The sequence below is a fragment of the Hamadaea sp. genome (assembly GCF_013362815.1).
Taxonomy (GTDB): Bacteria; Actinomycetota; Actinomycetes; order Mycobacteriales; family Micromonosporaceae; genus Hamadaea.
On the sequence record NZ_JABFVK010000089.1, the window covers coordinates 1 to 16,129 of the forward strand.

12 protein-coding genes are annotated in these 16,129 nt (G+C 70.6%); 2 read left to right on the top strand and 10 right to left on the bottom strand.

Annotation, left to right across the window (positions count from 1 at the left end; all coding sequences use genetic code 11):
• Positions 1-1,119, top strand: a 1,119-nt coding sequence (locus tag HOV77_RS30430) for a tetratricopeptide repeat protein (RefSeq protein WP_290868406.1), incomplete at its 5' end; no start/stop codon positions are given.
• An 82-nt stretch (positions 1,120-1,201) separates the two neighbouring features.
• Here the strand turns inward: HOV77_RS30430 and HOV77_RS30435 are convergent.
• The 9 genes from HOV77_RS30435 to HOV77_RS30475 form a co-directional block, all read right to left on the bottom strand.
• Positions 1,202-2,302 (bottom strand): N-acetylmuramoyl-L-alanine amidase, encoded by a 1,101-nt coding sequence (locus HOV77_RS30435; RefSeq protein ID WP_290868408.1) that lies wholly within the window; start codon positions 2,300-2,302, stop codon positions 1,202-1,204.
• Between the two features lie 76 nt (positions 2,303-2,378).
• Positions 2,379-3,047 carry a response regulator transcription factor gene (locus HOV77_RS30440; RefSeq protein WP_290868411.1) on the bottom strand — a complete coding sequence of 223 codons (669 nt, stop codon included), beginning with the start codon at positions 3,045-3,047 and terminating at the stop codon, positions 2,379-2,381.
• The gene (locus HOV77_RS30445) at positions 3,044-4,012 is read right to left on the bottom strand and encodes a histidine kinase (protein ID WP_290868412.1); all 969 of its coding nucleotides are present in this window, start codon (positions 4,010-4,012) and stop codon (positions 3,044-3,046) included. Before HOV77_RS30445 ends, HOV77_RS30440 begins: the two co-directional genes overlap by 4 nt.
• Before the next feature lie 16 nt (positions 4,013-4,028).
• Entirely contained in the window at positions 4,029-4,298 is a 270-nt protein-coding gene (locus HOV77_RS30450; RefSeq protein WP_290868414.1) for an SHOCT domain-containing protein, read from the bottom strand.
• A 206-nt stretch (positions 4,299-4,504) separates the two neighbouring features.
• On the bottom strand, positions 4,505-5,488 hold the full coding sequence (locus HOV77_RS30455) for an arginase family protein (RefSeq protein WP_290868416.1): 984 nt from the start codon (positions 5,486-5,488) through the stop codon (positions 4,505-4,507).
• 89 nt (positions 5,489-5,577) lie between these two features.
• Complete coding sequence (locus tag HOV77_RS30460) at positions 5,578-6,495, bottom strand: tetratricopeptide repeat protein (protein WP_290868418.1); 918 nt, start codon at positions 6,493-6,495, stop codon at positions 5,578-5,580.
• A 19-nt stretch (positions 6,496-6,514) separates the two neighbouring features.
• Complete coding sequence (locus tag HOV77_RS30465) at positions 6,515-7,357, bottom strand: ATP-binding cassette domain-containing protein (RefSeq protein WP_290868420.1); 843 nt, start codon at positions 7,355-7,357, stop codon at positions 6,515-6,517.
• Positions 7,354-10,224, bottom strand: a complete 2,871-nt coding sequence (locus tag HOV77_RS30470; protein WP_290868422.1) for a hypothetical protein — start codon at positions 10,222-10,224, stop codon at positions 7,354-7,356. Before HOV77_RS30470 ends, HOV77_RS30465 begins: the two co-directional genes overlap by 4 nt.
• The gene (locus tag HOV77_RS30475; protein ID WP_290868425.1) at positions 10,221-13,325 is read right to left on the bottom strand and encodes an FtsX-like permease family protein; all 3,105 of its coding nucleotides are present in this window, start codon (positions 13,323-13,325) and stop codon (positions 10,221-10,223) included. Before HOV77_RS30475 ends, HOV77_RS30470 begins: the two co-directional genes overlap by 4 nt.
• A 226-nt stretch (positions 13,326-13,551) precedes the next feature.
• Here HOV77_RS30475 and HOV77_RS30480 point away from each other — a divergent pair, with 226 nt between their 5' ends.
• A complete protein-coding gene (locus HOV77_RS30480) occupies positions 13,552-15,228 on the top strand; it encodes a methylmalonyl-CoA mutase family protein (RefSeq protein WP_290868426.1) in 1,677 nt (558 codons plus the stop codon).
• Between the two features lie 123 nt (positions 15,229-15,351).
• Here HOV77_RS30480 and HOV77_RS30485 read toward each other — a convergent pair whose 3' ends face one another.
• Entirely contained in the window at positions 15,352-15,981 is a 630-nt protein-coding gene (locus HOV77_RS30485; RefSeq protein WP_290868428.1) for an Asp23/Gls24 family envelope stress response protein, read from the bottom strand.
• Positions 15,982-16,129: the final 148 nt, after the last annotated feature.

Below are 16,129 nucleotides of genomic sequence, written 5' to 3' on the forward strand. Positions count from 1 at the left end.
CTCGGGCAACGGCGGTATCGCGTACCGGTGTTGGTGCGGATGCTCGCCGACGCCCAGTCCGGCAATTGGCCGCAGCCCGACGAGGCGGGGCTGGTGCGCGTACTGGGTGGCCTGCTCAGTCTGGCCGAGGAGGCCGGGCATGCCTTGCCGCACAGCCCGTTCGGGCCGGGGCGCTCGGTCGCACCTCGCTGGAAACCCCCGGCGATCGGGCTGGACGACCCGGTGGCCTGGTTCGTCACCGAGCAGGACACGCTGCTCACCGGCATCGAGGTCGCCGGACGGCTCAACCGCTCCGACTTCGCCTGGGAGCTGGCGTTGGCCTTCGTGCCCTGGTGCGATCTGGCCGGCCATCCGGAAGTGTGGGAGACCAGTCATCAGACCGCCCTCGCCATCTGCCGTCGCCTCGACGATCAGCTCGGCGTCGCCGTCACCCTCCGCGGCCTCGGCCAGCTGCACCTCTATCGCGACGAGTACGCCATGGCCGACGCGGCGTTCGGCCGAGCGAGACTGCTGTTCGCCCAGCTCGGGCAGCCGGCCGGAGTGGCCGCCGCACTGTCCGGGCTCGGGGCGGTGCATCGCGTACGCGGAGAGCTGGATCTCGCCGTCGACTATTACAGCCGTGCGCTGGAATCGTTTGTCGAGTGCGCCGAACCCTCCGGAGAGGCGTACGCCCGCGGCGCGATCGGCCAGGTCTGGCTGGCTCGGGGCGACCTCGGCCGGGCGCAGGAGTGGCTCTCCAGCGCCCTCGAACTCGCCGATTCCATCGGCGATCGCCATCGCACCGCCCATCTGCGGCAGGCGCTCGGTTCGGTCGCCCGCCGGGAGGGCCGCGAACAGGACGCCCGCGGGCTGCTCGATCAGGCGTTGGCGGGGTTCACGACGATCGGCGACATCCACGGCGAGGCGTACGCCCTCGTCGAACTGGGCCGGTTGGAACAGACCCCGGCCGAGGCGGCCGACCGGCTGACCCGCGCGCTGCACATCTACCAGCGGCTCGGGGATCGGCGGGCGGAAGCGGACACGGCCGAACGGCTCGGTCAGTTGCACGGCGCTGCCGGTCAGCGGGAGCTCGCCGCCGCGTACCTCGACGAGGCTCGGCGGCTGCGCGCCCAACTCTGACGCTCGCCTGATGCATGCAGATCACGGTTACGCAGGCTAAAACCGGGGTGGGAAGCATGCGTAACCGTGATCTGCAGCGCAATTAGACCTGGGTGATCCGGATGGCGTCGGCGATGACGTAACCGGTGCCGGAGGTCCACCGGCTCACGGCGACGACGTCCTGCGCACCGGCACCGAAGGCGAAGGTGCCGACCGTGTTCCACTTGCCGCCGTTGGCCTGCTGGTTCACGGTGACGGTCTGGTTGCCGGAGGAGGAGAAGACGACGTACGGCGTGGTGGCGTTGTAGCCCGTGTTCGCCGGGTAGTAGGTCTCGATCTTGTAGTTGCCGGCGCTCGGCAAAGTGGCGCTGTAGTACGCCGCGTCACTGGCCGCCACGGGGTCGGCGTACCGGTAGTCGGCTCCATAGCGCTGAGTCGAGTAGGTGGAGGTGCCCCAGTTCGCCGAGGCGCGGAACGAGCTGGAGGTGTTGTCGACCGTCACGGTGAACGCCGGAGTACTGCCCAGCGCGGCCGCGACGTCCAACCGCAGCTGCGGGAGCATCGCGTAGAAGGCGTCACCCGGGCACTCGGTCGAGTAGAAGTCGCGGTGACCGTAGATCTTCGTCGCGGAGATGCCGTACTTGCTGCAGATGTACGCACACAGCTGCACCAGGTTGTTGTAGAGCGCGGTCGTCGGGGTCACGCTGGTGTAGGTGCCCTCGTTCTCGATGCCGATCGCCTTGTCGTTCTGCCCGGGGCAGTGCGCGCCGACGACCATGCCGCTGCCGGAGGTCAGGTGGGACAGGCTGTAGTGCCGGCCTTCCATGATGTAGCCACCCCGGGACACGGTGAAGTGCTGCCCCGTGTCCGACCAGCCGTTGGAGTCCATGTGGTAGTTCTGGATCGTCCGGGCCAGCGAGTACGCGTGCGACTGCGTGTAGTCGGTCGAGTTCGCGGTCGCGGTGTGGTGGATCAGGATCTTGTCCGGGTTGGTGGAGATCTGGGTCAACGTCGACGAGGGGTTCCGAGCGCCCCAAGTCGCGCAGCTGGCGATGGTGGGCGTGGTGACGGCGAACGCCGGGGTGCCCGAGAGCAGCTCGACTCCGCCGATGGTGGCGCCGACTCCGAGCAGGACCGCGCCGCGCATCATCGCGCGCCGGGAGACGGCCGAATCGAACGGATTCGGTGAGGTGGGGACCGACATCGTGTTCCTCCGGGGAGGGAGATGGGATGAGGGGTCCCGCGCAGCCAGCAATTCGTAGCATCCGCGAATAGCGAAGTCAATCCATCCAGCCCGGCCGGACCAGTCCCGCCTCGTACGCCGTGACCACCAGCTGCGCCCGGTCGCGGGCGCCGAGTTTCACCATCGCCCGGCTGACGTGCGTCTTGGCGGTCAGCGGGCTCACCACCAACCGGTTCGCTATCTCCTCATTGGACAGTCCCAGCCCGACGAGGGCCACCACCTCCCGCTCCCGCTCCGTGAGCTGAGCAAGCTGGCCGGTGGGTGGGGACGGCGCTCGGGAGCGGGTGGCGTACTCGGCGATGAGCCGGCGGGTGACGCCCGGCGACAGCAGGGCGTCACCCGCGGCGACCACCCGCACCGTGCGTACGAGGTCGGCCGGTTCGGTGTCCTTGACCAGGAAACCGGCCGCGCCGTCGCGCAACGCGGTGAATACGTACTCGTCCAGCTCGAACGTCGTCAGGATGATGACCTTCACGTCGGCCAGCTCAGGGTCGTCCGCGATCCGCCGAGTCGCCGCAAGGCCGTCCAGCTGCGGCATCCGGATGTCCATCAGCACGACGTCCGGCCGCGTCTCGCGAGTCACCCGCACGGCTTCCGCGCCGTCGTTCGCCTCTCCCACCACCTCGACGTCCGGCTGCGCGTCCAGCAGAGCGCGAAAACCTGCGCGCACAAGCGCCTGATCGTCGGCCAGAACCACTCGGATCACAGGGGAAACACCGCCATCACCTCGAAACCGCCGCGCCCGTCCGGCTGCGCGGTGGCCAGGCCCCCCACCGACGCCGCCCGCTCCTGAATGCCGATCAGACCGCGCCCGCCCTCATGCCCGTCGGGCTTCGGACTCGCCGGCCCGGGATCGGCCACCCCCACCGTCACCGCACGGTCCGCGTACTGCACGACCAGGGTCGCGGTCCGCGCGCTGCTGTGCCGCATCACGTTGGTCAAGGCCTCTTGAATGATGCGATACGCCGAAAGCCCTACCGTCGCCGGTAACGTCTGCCGGGGGCCGAGCGTCTCCACCTCGACCTTCAATCCGGCCGCTCCGGCCTGCTCGATCAGATCGTCCACTCGGGACAGATCCGGGTTGGGTGACCGGGGCGCCTCGTCGGAACGAAGGCTCGCCAGCACCGACCGCACCTCGGCCAGGCCGTCCCGGCTCGCCTCCTTGATCGCCTGCAGCGCTGGGCGTATCTCCTGTGGCTGAACATCCATGACCTCGAGCGCGACCGACGCGCGGACATTGATGAGCGACAAGCTGTGAGCCAGGACGTCGTGGAGTTCGCGTGCGATCCGGACGCGTTCGTCCGCGGCCTGGCGTTTCTCCTGCTCACTGCGCCGCCGCCGCTCCTCGGCCTGATACCGGCGGTACGCCTCGCGGCGAGCGCGGGCGAACGGGCTGGCGATGGCGACGACGGTGCTCGGGATGATCGGCGGGAACGGCAGCCCGAGCAGCAGGTACGCGACGTTGACCAAGCCGGTGACCGTGCTGGCGACGACGGGCCACCGGCGCAGCAGCACGAGCGCCAGCGGCCCGGCGACGAGCAGTCCGAGTTGGACCGCCGTCACCGGGACCTGCCGGACGCCGCTGACCGCGAGGGCGATGAAGACCTGGATCAGGGCGAGCCCGAGCGGCCAGCCACGCCGCCGCCCGTGCCACCGTTCCGGTTGCTCCATCGCCCTCATCCTGCCATCACGGGGTACGCGGAGCGTCCAGGACGGACATGCGCTCGCGGTACTCCTGCTCGTTGATCTCACCCCGGGCGTAGCGCTGGGCGAGGATGACGCGCGGGTCGCTGTCTCCGCCGAAACGCCAGTGACCGTGCGGGCCGTGGCCGTTTCGCCAGTGACGCCGCCAGAACAGCCCCCGGATGACGACGAACAGCAGGATCCAGAACGGAATCCACAGCCAGGGCCCGAAGAACCACCAGCCGCCCCAGTAACCTGCATGTGCGAGAACCATTTCTTCCCTCCCTCATCTCTTACCTCGAGGGTGGTTCTTCGCCGCCTTCTTTTCATCGCACCGTGGGCGACACTTGCTCGTACTCCCCCGGGAGTACTCGCTTTGGGCGCTCGCGCCTTTTGGCGCTGGATCAGGGTTCTGGGTCGAATCTTGGGCGGTATTCGACCCAGAACCCTGATCTTGTCCCGTCCGCGGGCCGGTGCCGGTCAGGCGGACTGCGTCTGGTCGCTCGACCTGCGCGGCCGGGGCACGGCCTTCTTCCGAGCCACCGGGCGGGGCTGCTGCACCAGCGGAGCCAGGCCGGCGACCAGCATCTCGACGACCTCGCGCGCGTACGAGCCTTCCGGGTCGTGATCCGGATCGAAGACGGTCAGCTCCATGCCGAGGCACTCGGGCGTGCCGACCAGCCCGGCGATCAGCATCTCCAGCTCGGCGAAGGCGATGCCGCCCGGGTCGGGGGCGTCCACCGCCGGCATCACCGCCGGGTCGAGCACGTCCACGTCGACGTGCAGCCAGAAGCCGGCGCACTGGGCGAGCTGGTCGCGAGCCCATTGCGCGCTGCGGGCGGCGCCCGCGGAGCGCAGTGCGGTCACCGGGCGTACCGAGAATCCACCGGCGGCCAGGTCGAGGCGGTACTCGTCGTGCTCCCGGATGCCGAGGACGACCACGTCGGTGTCGCGGACGTAGGGACGGCGTGCCTCGATCCCGGCCAGTTCGATCTGGCCCCGGCCGGTCACCAGAGCCAAGTCCTCACCGGCGGCGGCACCGACGTACGGCGCGTTTCCCGGATGACGGAAGTCGGAGTGCCCGTCGACGAAGACGAGCCCGACCCGGCCGTCCACCTCGTCACCGAGCCGATGCATCGCCACCATCGAGCCGAGCAGCACCGAGCAGTCACCGCCGAGGATCAGCGGGAACTCCCCCGCGTCCACGATCGCGCCGATCCGGTCGGCCAGCCGCTGGGAGTACGCCGAGATCTGCGCCGCCTGAGCGACGCCGTCGCCGGGACGCCAGTCGCCCGGGTCGTAGCGCGGCGGAGTGAGACAACCCGCGTCCCGAGCGGCGAGCCGGTCGACCAGTCCGTGGTCACGCAGTGCGCCGGGTGCCTTGGCGCACCCCGGAACCGAGGTGGCCGTGGGTGGGCGCAAGCCGAGATTGGTCGGTGCGTCGAGCACCGCGATCCGTCTCATCTGCCGCCCTCCCCCCTCGCGTACGCGTCGCGTGAACCCCCTGTTGTGCGACCGATGCCTGCAGGCCGAGGATAGCGATCTATACCAACCTAATAAAGAGCGCTGGCCAGAGCCCGCCGAGCGGCGACGACAGCCGGATCGTCCGGCCCCGCGATGGTGAACAAAGAGACTAGGTGCTGACGTACCTTCTCCCGATCGTCACCGAACACCCGGCGGACGAGCGCGATGAGCCGGGCGTACGCCTCGTCGGCCTGACCGCTCAGCGCCTCGACGTCGGCGGCCAGCAGTTGGGCTTCCAGGTCGTCCGGGGCGGCCGCGGCGGCGGCCAGCAGCTCCCGGGGATCGTGGCCCTTGATCCGCTTGTTCGCGACGACCTGGGCCAGACCGGCCTCGGCAGCGGCGTCCCGGGGCGACTCGGACAGGATCTTCTGGTACGCCCGCTCGGCCGCGTCGAGGTCGCCCATCATCAGGGCGTCGTCGGCCTCTTCGAGCCGGGGGTCCTCGGGTGTCTCCACCTCGACGCCACCGGCGCGCAGCACCGCGTCGAGCCATTGCCGCAGCTGGGCCTCGGGGAGCTGACCGGGCAGGCCGTCGATGGGCTGCCCGCCGACGAACGCGAAGATCGTCGGCAGCGCCTGGATGCGAAGCGCCTGAGCGAGCTGCGGGTCGGTACGCACATCCGACCGGGCCAGCACGAAGCTGCCGTCCGCGGCGAACTGCTCCAGCGCGGGGTCGCCGGCGTACTGCCCGCTCGCGACGAACTCCAGGACGACCGGAATCGTCCGCGACCGTTCCACGACGTCCCGCTGGAACGTCTGAACGGTGACGTCGACCGGCGCGTTGGCCCCGGCGAACCGCGGAATCCCGGTGTCGCCGCCGTCCGGCGCGCCCGCCGCAGGCGGCGCTTCCGCCTCCGGCTGCGAAGCGGTGGACCGCAGCGCGCTGAGGTCCACCGCACCTCGGGTGAAGATCGACTGCCCGCGGCTCGGGTCTCGGGGATCCGTCATGCCCTTAGTTTAGGCAGGCTCATGACGACCCGACGACGAGCGTCACGCTCCCGTCCTCCGCGTGGTCGATGGTGAACAGCGTGCCGGGCGGGAACTCCTCGAGAACCTCCGGCGGCAGCTGCACGGTGCCGTCGCCCGCCACCACCGCGAAGTCCTGGCCGTTACGGCCTTCCGCGCCGACCCGGCCGTCCCGGATGGTGACCACCCGCCCGAGCCGCGTACCGACGTCGCCGTCGTGTGTGACGACGACCACGGTGGTGCCACGCTCGGCGTTGATCGTCTCCAGGGCGGAGATCACCTCGTCGCGGCCGCCGGTGTCCAGCTGGCTCGTCGGCTCGTCGACCAGCAGCAGACCCGGGGAAGCGGCGATGCCGACCGCGAGCGCTGCTCGCTGCCGGGCGCCCGGGGCCAGCTCGTGCAGCCGCGTCTTGCCCTGGCCGGGCAGCCCGACCAGGTCCAGCACCCGCTCCGGGTCCTCGAGCGCGATGCCCGACGTCGAGGCGGCACGCCGTTGCGCCAGCCACACGTTGCGGTAGAGCGACGCGTACGGCAACAGGTTCCGGGCCGCGCCCTGCAGGACGATGCCGATACGCGTACCGCGTAGCCGGGAGATCTCCCGGTCACTCAGCCGCCCCATGTCGTACGTCCCGACGGTGACCCGCCCGGCCGACGGCCGCAGCAGGCCGCCGAGCAGCGCGACCAGGGTCGACTTGCCGGAACCCGAGGGGCCGACGAGCGCCACCATCTCGCCCGGCGAGATGGTCAGATCCACGCCGGAGAGCGCGACAACGTCACCGCCCTCGCCCCGGTAGATCTGCACGACTCGCCGGCAGGCGACAGCGAGACCAGCGTGCTCACTCACTCCAGGCCCCTCCCTCTCCGATCTCCCACGAATATCAGGTGTGTTCCCACGATCAGCAAGACCGCGATTCCGGCCGCCCCGACCGCCAGCGGCAGCGGGCTCGGCCACGACGGCGGTGGCAGCCACGGCGTACCGTCCACAATGGGCAGCACGCTTTGGGCAGCCGCCCAGGCGACGGCGGCGGCCACCACGCCGATCAGCACGCCGAGCAAGCTGATCATGGCGTACGTGATCCGGGTGGCCCGGCGCAGTGTCGCCGCGCGTACGCCCGCCTGCCGCAGACCGGCCAGCTCGGTGGTCCGCCGGTCCCCCGATGACACCACCAGCAGTACGCCGAGCAGCAGCAGTACGCCGGCGACGGCCGCACCGAGCTGCATCCGCAGCGTGAGCGCGGGCGGCGTCCGGTCGGCGCGGGCCACCGCGTCCGCGCGGCTCTCCGTGCCGACGATGGCCAGCCCCGCGTCCGTCAGTTTCCGCTGAGCGTCGGCCGGAGCTCCCGCCGACAACCAGACCTCGATCTTGCTCGGCGTCGTCGACCCCAGCGTCGCCCGGAGTGCGCTCGGCAGGTCGACCACCATCGCCTTGTGCCCGACGCGGGGCACGATGTCGGTGGCGACCGCGGGCTTGATCGGTGCTCGCTGGTAGCCCCGGAGGCTGAAGGAAGCCGAAGTCGGTCCCTTGTCCCCCAGGTCCCGGGTGTACGCGGCGGGCAGCCCCGCCGGCACGTCCGGCGGCAGGAGATAGGTCGGCTGACCGATCGTCATCGCCGGGTCGATCGACCACTGCCCGGCGTCGGTGCCGGGGGTGTGCCAGCCCTTGCCGTCGGCCACCGGCCGGCCGTCGACGGTGATCCGCTGGATCGCCAGGTTGCCTCGCTCCGCTCCGAACGCGAGCAGGCTCAACCCGGCGAGCCGGCAGCCCTCGGCGCAGGCGGGCGGCAGCGTGACGGCGTACGGGTGCACGCCGGGCTCGATCCCGTTGTCGAGATCCAGCTCCTGGAACTCGCCCCCGGGCAACTCGACGACGGCGAACACCCGCGCCTTCGGCGCGTAGGCGCCGGGTGGCAGCTCGCCTTGAACGGGGATGGCCTGCACAGTGGCGTCGATGAAGACCTCCAGCTTGCCCGCGCTCACCTCGATCGGAGCCGGGCCACCGGGCTTCAGGGCCGCGGCTACCGCCGTCGCTTCGGGCCAGCGCATCACGGCTGCCCGGCTCAAGTCGACGGCGAGGACGTCGGTTCCGGAGACGGCGAGCCGCCCGGTGACGGTCGCCCACGCGCCATCCGGGTCGGCTTGGCGTACCGCCGCCAAGGCCTGTGCCGGACTGCTCTGCACCATCAGCACCCGGTCCGCACCCAAGGTGAGGTCGATCTGGGTATGCCGGGTGGTGCTCGACACGTCCGTCGCTCCGACGACCAGGGTGAAAAGTGCCGCGGCAGTCGAGACGAGGGCGAGTAGGTGCCGCCCGCTGGGCCGGCGGGTCGCCAGGGCGAGCGCGATGCCACTGGCGATCCGGCCGCGGTGCAGTTGCCGCCGCGCGGCCGGGCGCAACGCCAACGGCAGTACGCGGGCCACGGCCACGGCCACGGCGACCGCGATCAGACTCGCGGCCAGGATGCCCAGCCCGCTGCGGTCGCCCGACTTCATCTGGGCGAAGCCCGCACCGGCCACGGTGAGCACGGCGATCTCGATCAACGGCACCTTGCTGCCGGTCGGCAGTACCCGGCGGAGCAGATCCAGCGGCCGCAGGCGCAGCAGCCCCAACGCGGTGAGGGCGATCACGGCGAGTTCGACCGCGAGGATGATCAGCGCGGCGCTCATCGAGGAGCCGCCCGCACCCGGGGTCGCTAGTGTCACCGCAAGCCCGCCGAGCGGAGTGGCGACGAGCGCAAGCAACCCGGAGACCCCGGCCGCCAGCACCCACCGATGAGCCAGGGGCAGACCGCGCAAGGACTGGATGCCGACCTCGGGCCGGTCCCGCTGCAGACGGCCGGAGACCAGCAGGAACAGGGCCCAGCAGGCGAGCCCGAGCACGGGCTGCACGACCGCCGGGGTCATCGTCTCGACGTACTTCCGCTTGGCGGCGATCCGATCCAGCATCCCCTTGACGTCAGGGCTGCTCTTGATGATGTTCGGATCCAGCTTGGACCGCAGGATCGCGTCGTAGTCACCGGTCTTCAGCAGCGGCCGGGCCGGGATGGCGGTGACGGTGAGCACCTCGGTCTCGTGGGGCAGCGAGTTCAGCGTCTCGGGACGAGTCAGGACGACGGGTACGCCGGCGGCGTCTTCGGAGGTGCGTACGCCCCAGTAATCCTCGCCGGGATTCGACTGCTGATACACGCCCACGACGTCGATCGGAGCCCGGCCCCGATTGGACGCCATCCAGGGATTCTTCGGATCCGGCTTGATCGCCTCGACCAGGAAGAGCCGGGTGCCGACCTCGATGCCGCGAGTCTGCTGCACGAGGCCGGCGGGCACCATGACCTCACCGGAACCCATCGGGCACCGGCCCGACACGAGGCGTACGTGGGCGCAGGCGTTCTCGCGGTAGGTCAGCACGCTGCGTTCAGCGCCGAAGCCCATGACGGACACGCCCGCGGCGTACACGGTGGTGTAGTCGGGCAGCCGCCGAGTCGCCTCGGCCACCGCCAGCACCGCGGCCCCGGAGGTGTCGTCGCTGCCGGACATCTGGAACATGCGCTCGTTCGCGGCGGCTGTCTTGATCTCGTCGTCGGCGATCCCGTCGGCGACCGCGCGAGGGTACGCCGCCCCCAGCGCGGCCAGCGCCCCGATCGCGAAGCACAGCAGCGCGATCGCGGCGTACGCCCGGCGGCGTTCCCGCAAGGCCAACATCAGCAGCGCGATCACCGGGCGCCTCCGTCGATCAGGGCCTGGCGGGCCAGGCGGCGAGCCGCGTAGAGGAGGACGACGGCCAGGAGAGCGGCCGCGGCCAACGCGGAGAGGACGAACGGAATGGTGGACAAGCCGTCCGGTGGCGCCAGCACTTTCCAGCCGTCGGAGAAGATCGCCGGTTTCGGCACGGGCAGCCAGGCGGTGGCAGCCGCGGCGGCCAACCCGGCGAGGACGGCGACCGCCGTGGGGACGGCGTACCCGAGGAGGCTGATCCGCCGGACCGTCTTGGCCGGCATGCCCTGCCGGCGCAGCGCGGACAGCTCGGACGCCCGCGTACGCCGTTCGACCCCCGCGAGAAGTAGCAGCGCGACGGCCGAGATGAGCACGCCGAGTCCGAAGACGCCGAGCTGGAATCGCCGTACGCCGGCCGGCCCCTGCCGGTTCAGCGCAGCGCGTTCGGCGTCGACCGTGGAACTGGCGCGCACCTTGACTCCGTGCTCTTTGAGCGCGGCGACGAACGCCTCGTCCCCGGCGTCGGACAGCCAGACCTCCAGCTGCTCGTTGGCGACCGACACCCCGACCACCCGGTCGAAGTCGGCCAGGTCGACCAGCGAGCCGTCCTCGGCGAAGCGCGGCAGCCGGGCCACGACGCCGGTCAGCTCGACGTCGGCCGGGTCGGCGCCGGAGAGGTCGAGCTGCGGCCGGTTGTTGCGGCCGCCGCGACTCAGTACGCCGGTCGCCACCGCCTTCAGCACCGGCTGCGCCGGGTACGCCCGCATCTCGCAGACGCCGCGGGTGTGATTGGGGTCGTCACATGCGGGCGGCACAGTGAGCGTCATGCCCTCGGCGGAGCCGTCGAGGATGGGACCGAGGACCCGGGTGTTCGAGCTGCCCATCCACTTCGGACGATCGCCGAGCTTGGCCGCGTCCAGCAGTTCCCGGCCCTCCTGCCGGACGGCGTGCAGCTTCACCCGGGTGCCCCAGAGCAGGGCCGCCTGAGCCGAGCCGTCCCGGCTGGCGGACAGTCCCAGCCAGGTCACCCGGCAACCGGCCGCGCAGCCCGCGACGGTGGCCTGGTAGTCGTGCCGGCCTTCCTGGAGCGGGCCGAACCGGGCGATCGTCCGGATACCCGTGGCTGAGGTCAGCGCGACCTGGGCGAAGACGTCGCCGGTGATCTCGGTCGGCGGCGGGACGGTCTGGTCGTAGGGCGGGAAGTCCGGGTTCTCCGACTTCACCGGCTGGGTTCGATCGCCGAGGGCGTACACCTTGCGGTCGAACGACGCCGTGAGCTCCAGCGCGCCGTCGGCGACCCGGACCGAATCCTCCACAACGGACGGAGATGCCGGCAGCGGGCCGTACTCCGGCAGCCAGTCGGCGACGGCGGCCAGCCGGGAGGTGTCCACCGCGAGCAGTTGCGGTGCGAAGCCGACGGTGCTGCCGAAGTAGCTGACCGCCATGCCCCGGGTCCCGGCCGGGTCGATGTCGTTCACGATGTCGAGCAGGTTCCGGCGGCTGACCCCTTCGACCTGGAGCACTCGGTCGGCGCCGAGATGCTGCTCGGCTCGGGCGGTCACCGCCTCCTCGCCCCGGACCATGTCGCCCATCGCCGTGGTGAGCCCGGCGACCGCCACGACTAGCAACGTCACCACCCAGCGCAGTGTCGGGCGGCGACGGGCCGACAAACCGGCGACCGCCATCGTGAGACGCCCGGCCCGCATCGCGGCCGACCCGGCTCGGCCGGACAACCACAGGACGAAGCGGGCCGCCAGCAGGCCGACCGCGATGGCCAGCAGCGCCGGGACCATCGTGGCGGTCACCGACCCGGTACGCAGGGACTCGACCGTGGTCAGCTGCCAGACGCCGACCGCGAGCAGCGTGACGATCACGAGTTCGGCGGCGTCGACCGCCCGTCCGCGTACGCGCGGCGGCACGTTGCGCAGCAACTCGACGACCGGCGACCGCAGCGACCGCAGTTCGGAGAGCCACGCCAACGCCAGGGCGGCGAGCAGCACCCCGCCGAACAGCTCGGCGCTCTGCGTCACCGCCAGATCGAGATCGTCCGGGAAGACGACCGGCCCGATGACGGCGCGCACCCAGGCGTACCCGGCGGCCGCGCCCAGCACCGCCCCGCCGAGCATCACGCCGACGGTCTGCCCCATCGTCGCCATCCACACGCGCCAACGGCGTACGCCCCGCAGCTTCACCAACGCCAGATCCGTACGCCGGGCGCCCACCGTCTGGCGTACCACCACCAGCAGGGCGAACCAGGCGAGCAGCACGAACCGGCCGGTGGCGGCGACGATTCCGGCGCTCATCTCGTTCTGGACCGAGTTGATGACGTTGGGGACCTCACCGGCCCCGGAGAACCAGTCGAACGTCCAGCTCGCCTCGCCGGACTCCAGCGCGCCGAGGCGGCTGCCCAGCCCCGGGGTGTACGCCCCCAGCCCCAGCTCCAGGTCGACGGTGGTCTGCGGACGAGCGCTCGGCAGGTGGTCGAAGGTCGACGCCGCCGTCACGAAGGGGTCGATGACCCGGGCGTCGTGGTCCCACACGCCGGACCAGTAGCGGTCGTCCGCGCGTACCGGACGGTAAAGGCCGGTGACCGTCAACTCGGCGACCTCGCTCGAGTTGTCGATCTTCATCGAGAACTTGTCGCCGACCGCCAGGGCCAGCAACCGGGCGACTCCGTCGCTGATGAGGATCTGACCGGGCGCGGCCGGGCAGGCGCCCTCGACGACGGAATGCTCACAGATCCCCTCGCGAGCCACCAGCGCGCCCTTGGCCGGAGCGCCCGGGCGCAGCACCGGTCCGGTCAACCGCAGGCCGGTGATCGGCGGGGCGTGATCGGTGCCCGTCGCCTTCTCGACGACCTTCAGGACCTTGGCCGCCGGAACCCGGCCGTTGGGCAGGTCGGAAGTCCGGGCGTACGCGTTGACATGCACCATGCGCTGTTGGGTCGACGCTCCCGCGACGATGCGCGCGGCGAGCTGCTCGGCGGAGGCGAAGACGTACCACGGCGCGGCCGCTGCCGTCCCGACGGCCAGCGCGGTCAGGACGCCTACGGTGAGCGCCTGAGCCCGGCGGCCCCACACCGCGTCCCAGAGGAGTCGGATCACGCCGGAAGGACAGCCTTGCCGCGCCTTTCCTTTGTCAATCCGAGGTGATCGTTATCTTTTCGTGATCCACACCGCGTACGTCCCGTTCGATGCAGATCATGGATACGCAGGCTAAACCGGCCCATGATCACATGCGTAACCGTGATCTGCATCGAATGTAAGCGCGGTTACCAGCGGGTACGAGACGACTTAGCGATCGTTCAGGCGCGTCGCATACCATCGGGCCATGGACGCAGACGAGATCCGGGCGGGCCGCGACCGCTGGCAGGCCCGGTACGACGCCGCCAAGACCCGGCACGCCGACTTCACGACCCTCTCGGGGACCGAGGTCGAGCCGGTCTACGGCCCGCCGGCGGGCGCCACCGTGCCCGGCTTCGAGCGGATCGGCTGGCCCGGCGAGTACCCGTTCACCCGCGGCCTCTACCCCACCGGGTACCGCGGGCGGACCTGGACCATCCGGCAGTTCGCCGGGTTCGGCAACGCGGCGCAGACCAACGCGCGCTATCACCAGATCCTCAACGCGGGCGGCGGCGGCCTCTCGGTCGCGTTCGACATGCCGACCCTGATGGGCCGCGACTCCGACGACGCCCGGTCGCTCGGCGAGGTCGGCCACTGCGGCGTCGCGATCGACTCGGTCGCCGACATGGAGGTGCTCTTCTCAGGCATCGACCTGGCGGCGGTCACCACGTCGATGACGATCAGCGGCCCGGCCGTGCCGATCTTCTGCATGTACCTGGTCGCCGCCGAACGGCAGGGCCTCGCCGACACCGCGGTGCTCGACGGCACGCTCCAGACCGACATCTTCAAGGAGTACATCGCCCAGAAGGAGTGGCTGTTCGCCCCCGAACCGCACCTTCGGCTCATCGGCGACCTCATGGAGTACTGCGCTCAGCGCATCCCCCGCTACAAGCCGTTGTCCGTCTCGGGCTACCACATTCGCGAGGCCGGGTCGACGGCCGCGCAGGAACTCGCGTACACCCTCGCCGACGGCTTCGGCTACGTCGAGCTCGGGCTGGCCCGCGGGCTCGACGTCAACACGTTCGCGCCCGGCCTCAGTTTCTTCTTCGACGCCCACGTCGACTTCTTCGAGGAGATCGCCAAGTTCCGCGCCGCGCGCCGCATCTGGGCCCGCTACCTGCGCGACGTCTACGGCGCGACCAGCGAGAAGGCGCAATGGCTCCGGTTCCACACCCAGACCGCGGGCGTCTCGCTCACCGCGCAGCAACCGGTCAACAATGTGGTACGCACAGCGCTGGAAGCGTTGTCCGCAGTCCTCGGTGGGACCAACTCGCTGCACACCAACGCCCTGGATGAGACCTTGGCGTTGCCCACCGACGAGTCGGCCGAGATCGCCCTGCGAACGCAGCAGGTCATCATGCACGAGACCGGGGTCATGAACGTCGCCGATCCGCTCGGCGGATCGTGGTACGTCGAGGCGTTGACCGACAAGATCGAGGCCGAGACGGAGGAGATCTTCACCCGGATCAAGGCGCTCGGCGAGGACGGCACGTTCACCGCCGGCATCCTGCGTGGCATCGAGAACGGCTGGTTCACCTCGGCCATCGCCGATTCGGCGTACACGTATCAGCGTGCGCTCGAGAACGACGTGAAGCACATCGTCGGCGTCACCCGGAACACCGACACCCTGGCGAAGCCGCTGGAGATCATGCGCGTCTCCCACGAGGTGGAGACCGAGCAGGTCAAGCTGCTCCAGGAACGGCGGGCCGCCCGGGACCAGGCCGCGGTCGACACCGCGCTCGCGGCGCTGTCCACCGCCGCGCAGGGCACCGCCAACCTCGTTCCGGTGATGCTGGACGCCTGCCGGGCCGAGGCCACCCTGGGCGAGATCTGCGACGCTCTCCGCGACGTCTGGGGCGTATACCGGGAGCCCGCGCGCTTCTGAGTGACCGTTGATCATGAACCTAGGGTTCCGGCGCCGGGGAGCGCTTGCGCGAGCCGCCAGGAGTGCGGTCAGCCGGCGCGTCGGACCCCCTAGGTTCATGATCAACGGGGCTGGCTGAGTTGGTCAGGCGACGTAGTCGGCGGCCCGCGACTCGTCGTCGCCCACCGGGCCGTCGTCGGCCACGTGGACGTCGTCGACGATGACGTCCACCCCGGTGACCTCGAGACCGAGCAGGTTCTCGACGGAGTTGATGACCTTCACCCGGACGGTGTCGGTCACCGAGTGCACGACATAGCCGAACTCGATGACGATGGTGACGTCGATCTGAGCGGTACGCCCTTCGAGGGTCACCTTCACGCCCTGGTCGGCGTCGGCGTCGCCGAGACCGATCCGCTCTTTGACCGCGCTGAACATGCGAGCGACGTCGCCGCCGAGGTCGTAGACCCCGGGCACCTCGCGAGCGGCGATGCCGGCGATCTTCTCGACGACCTCGTGGCGGATGTGCGTCTTGCCCCGGTCGGCGGCCAGCTCGGCGTTGTTGCGGATGCGGCGCGCGGCGTTGTCGAAGGCGGTACGCGTGGCGTCGACGGCCCGGTCGGCGGCGTCACTGACGGCGTCAGCGGCCACGGCGAACTTCGCCTCGGCCTGGTCGGCGAACTCGTTCGCGCCGGCCTTGAAGTTTTCCATAGTGGACGACGGCTGGACCGGCGCGGTGGCGACGACCGTCGCGGGCGCCTCGGTGTTCTCGCTCATTTCTCGGTGCTCCCCTGGTCAAGTGCGGTAACGCGGGCAGCATAGCCGTTGGAGGCGAACTCGACGATGGTCCAGCCGGGCACCGGACAGCACCGGGCAGCCGGTTGATCATGAACCTGAGGGGGCCGACACGCCGATGAGCCGGACC

What these genes read in the sequence shown, in the direction of transcription:
- HOV77_RS30435 (WP_290868408.1), bottom strand. Translation starts at nt 2,302, where the DNA reads ATGTCGGTCCCCACCTCACCGAATCCGTTCGATTCGGCCGTCTCCCGG.
- HOV77_RS30445 (WP_290868412.1), bottom strand. Translation starts at nt 4,012, where the DNA reads ATGGAGCAACCGGAACGGTGGCACGGGCGGCGGCGTGGCTGGCCGCTC.
- HOV77_RS30450 (WP_290868414.1), bottom strand. Translation starts at nt 4,298, where the DNA reads ATGGTTCTCGCACATGCAGGTTACTGGGGCGGCTGGTGGTTCTTCGGG.
- HOV77_RS30455 (WP_290868416.1), bottom strand. Translation starts at nt 5,488, where the DNA reads ATGAGACGGATCGCGGTGCTCGACGCACCGACCAATCTCGGCTTGCGC.
- HOV77_RS30460 (WP_290868418.1), bottom strand. Translation starts at nt 6,495, where the DNA reads ATGACGGATCCCCGAGACCCGAGCCGCGGGCAGTCGATCTTCACCCGA.
- HOV77_RS30480 (WP_290868426.1), top strand. Translation starts at nt 13,552, where the DNA reads ATGGACGCAGACGAGATCCGGGCGGGCCGCGACCGCTGGCAGGCCCGG.
- HOV77_RS30485 (WP_290868428.1), bottom strand. Translation starts at nt 15,981, where the DNA reads ATGAGCGAGAACACCGAGGCGCCCGCGACGGTCGTCGCCACCGCGCCG.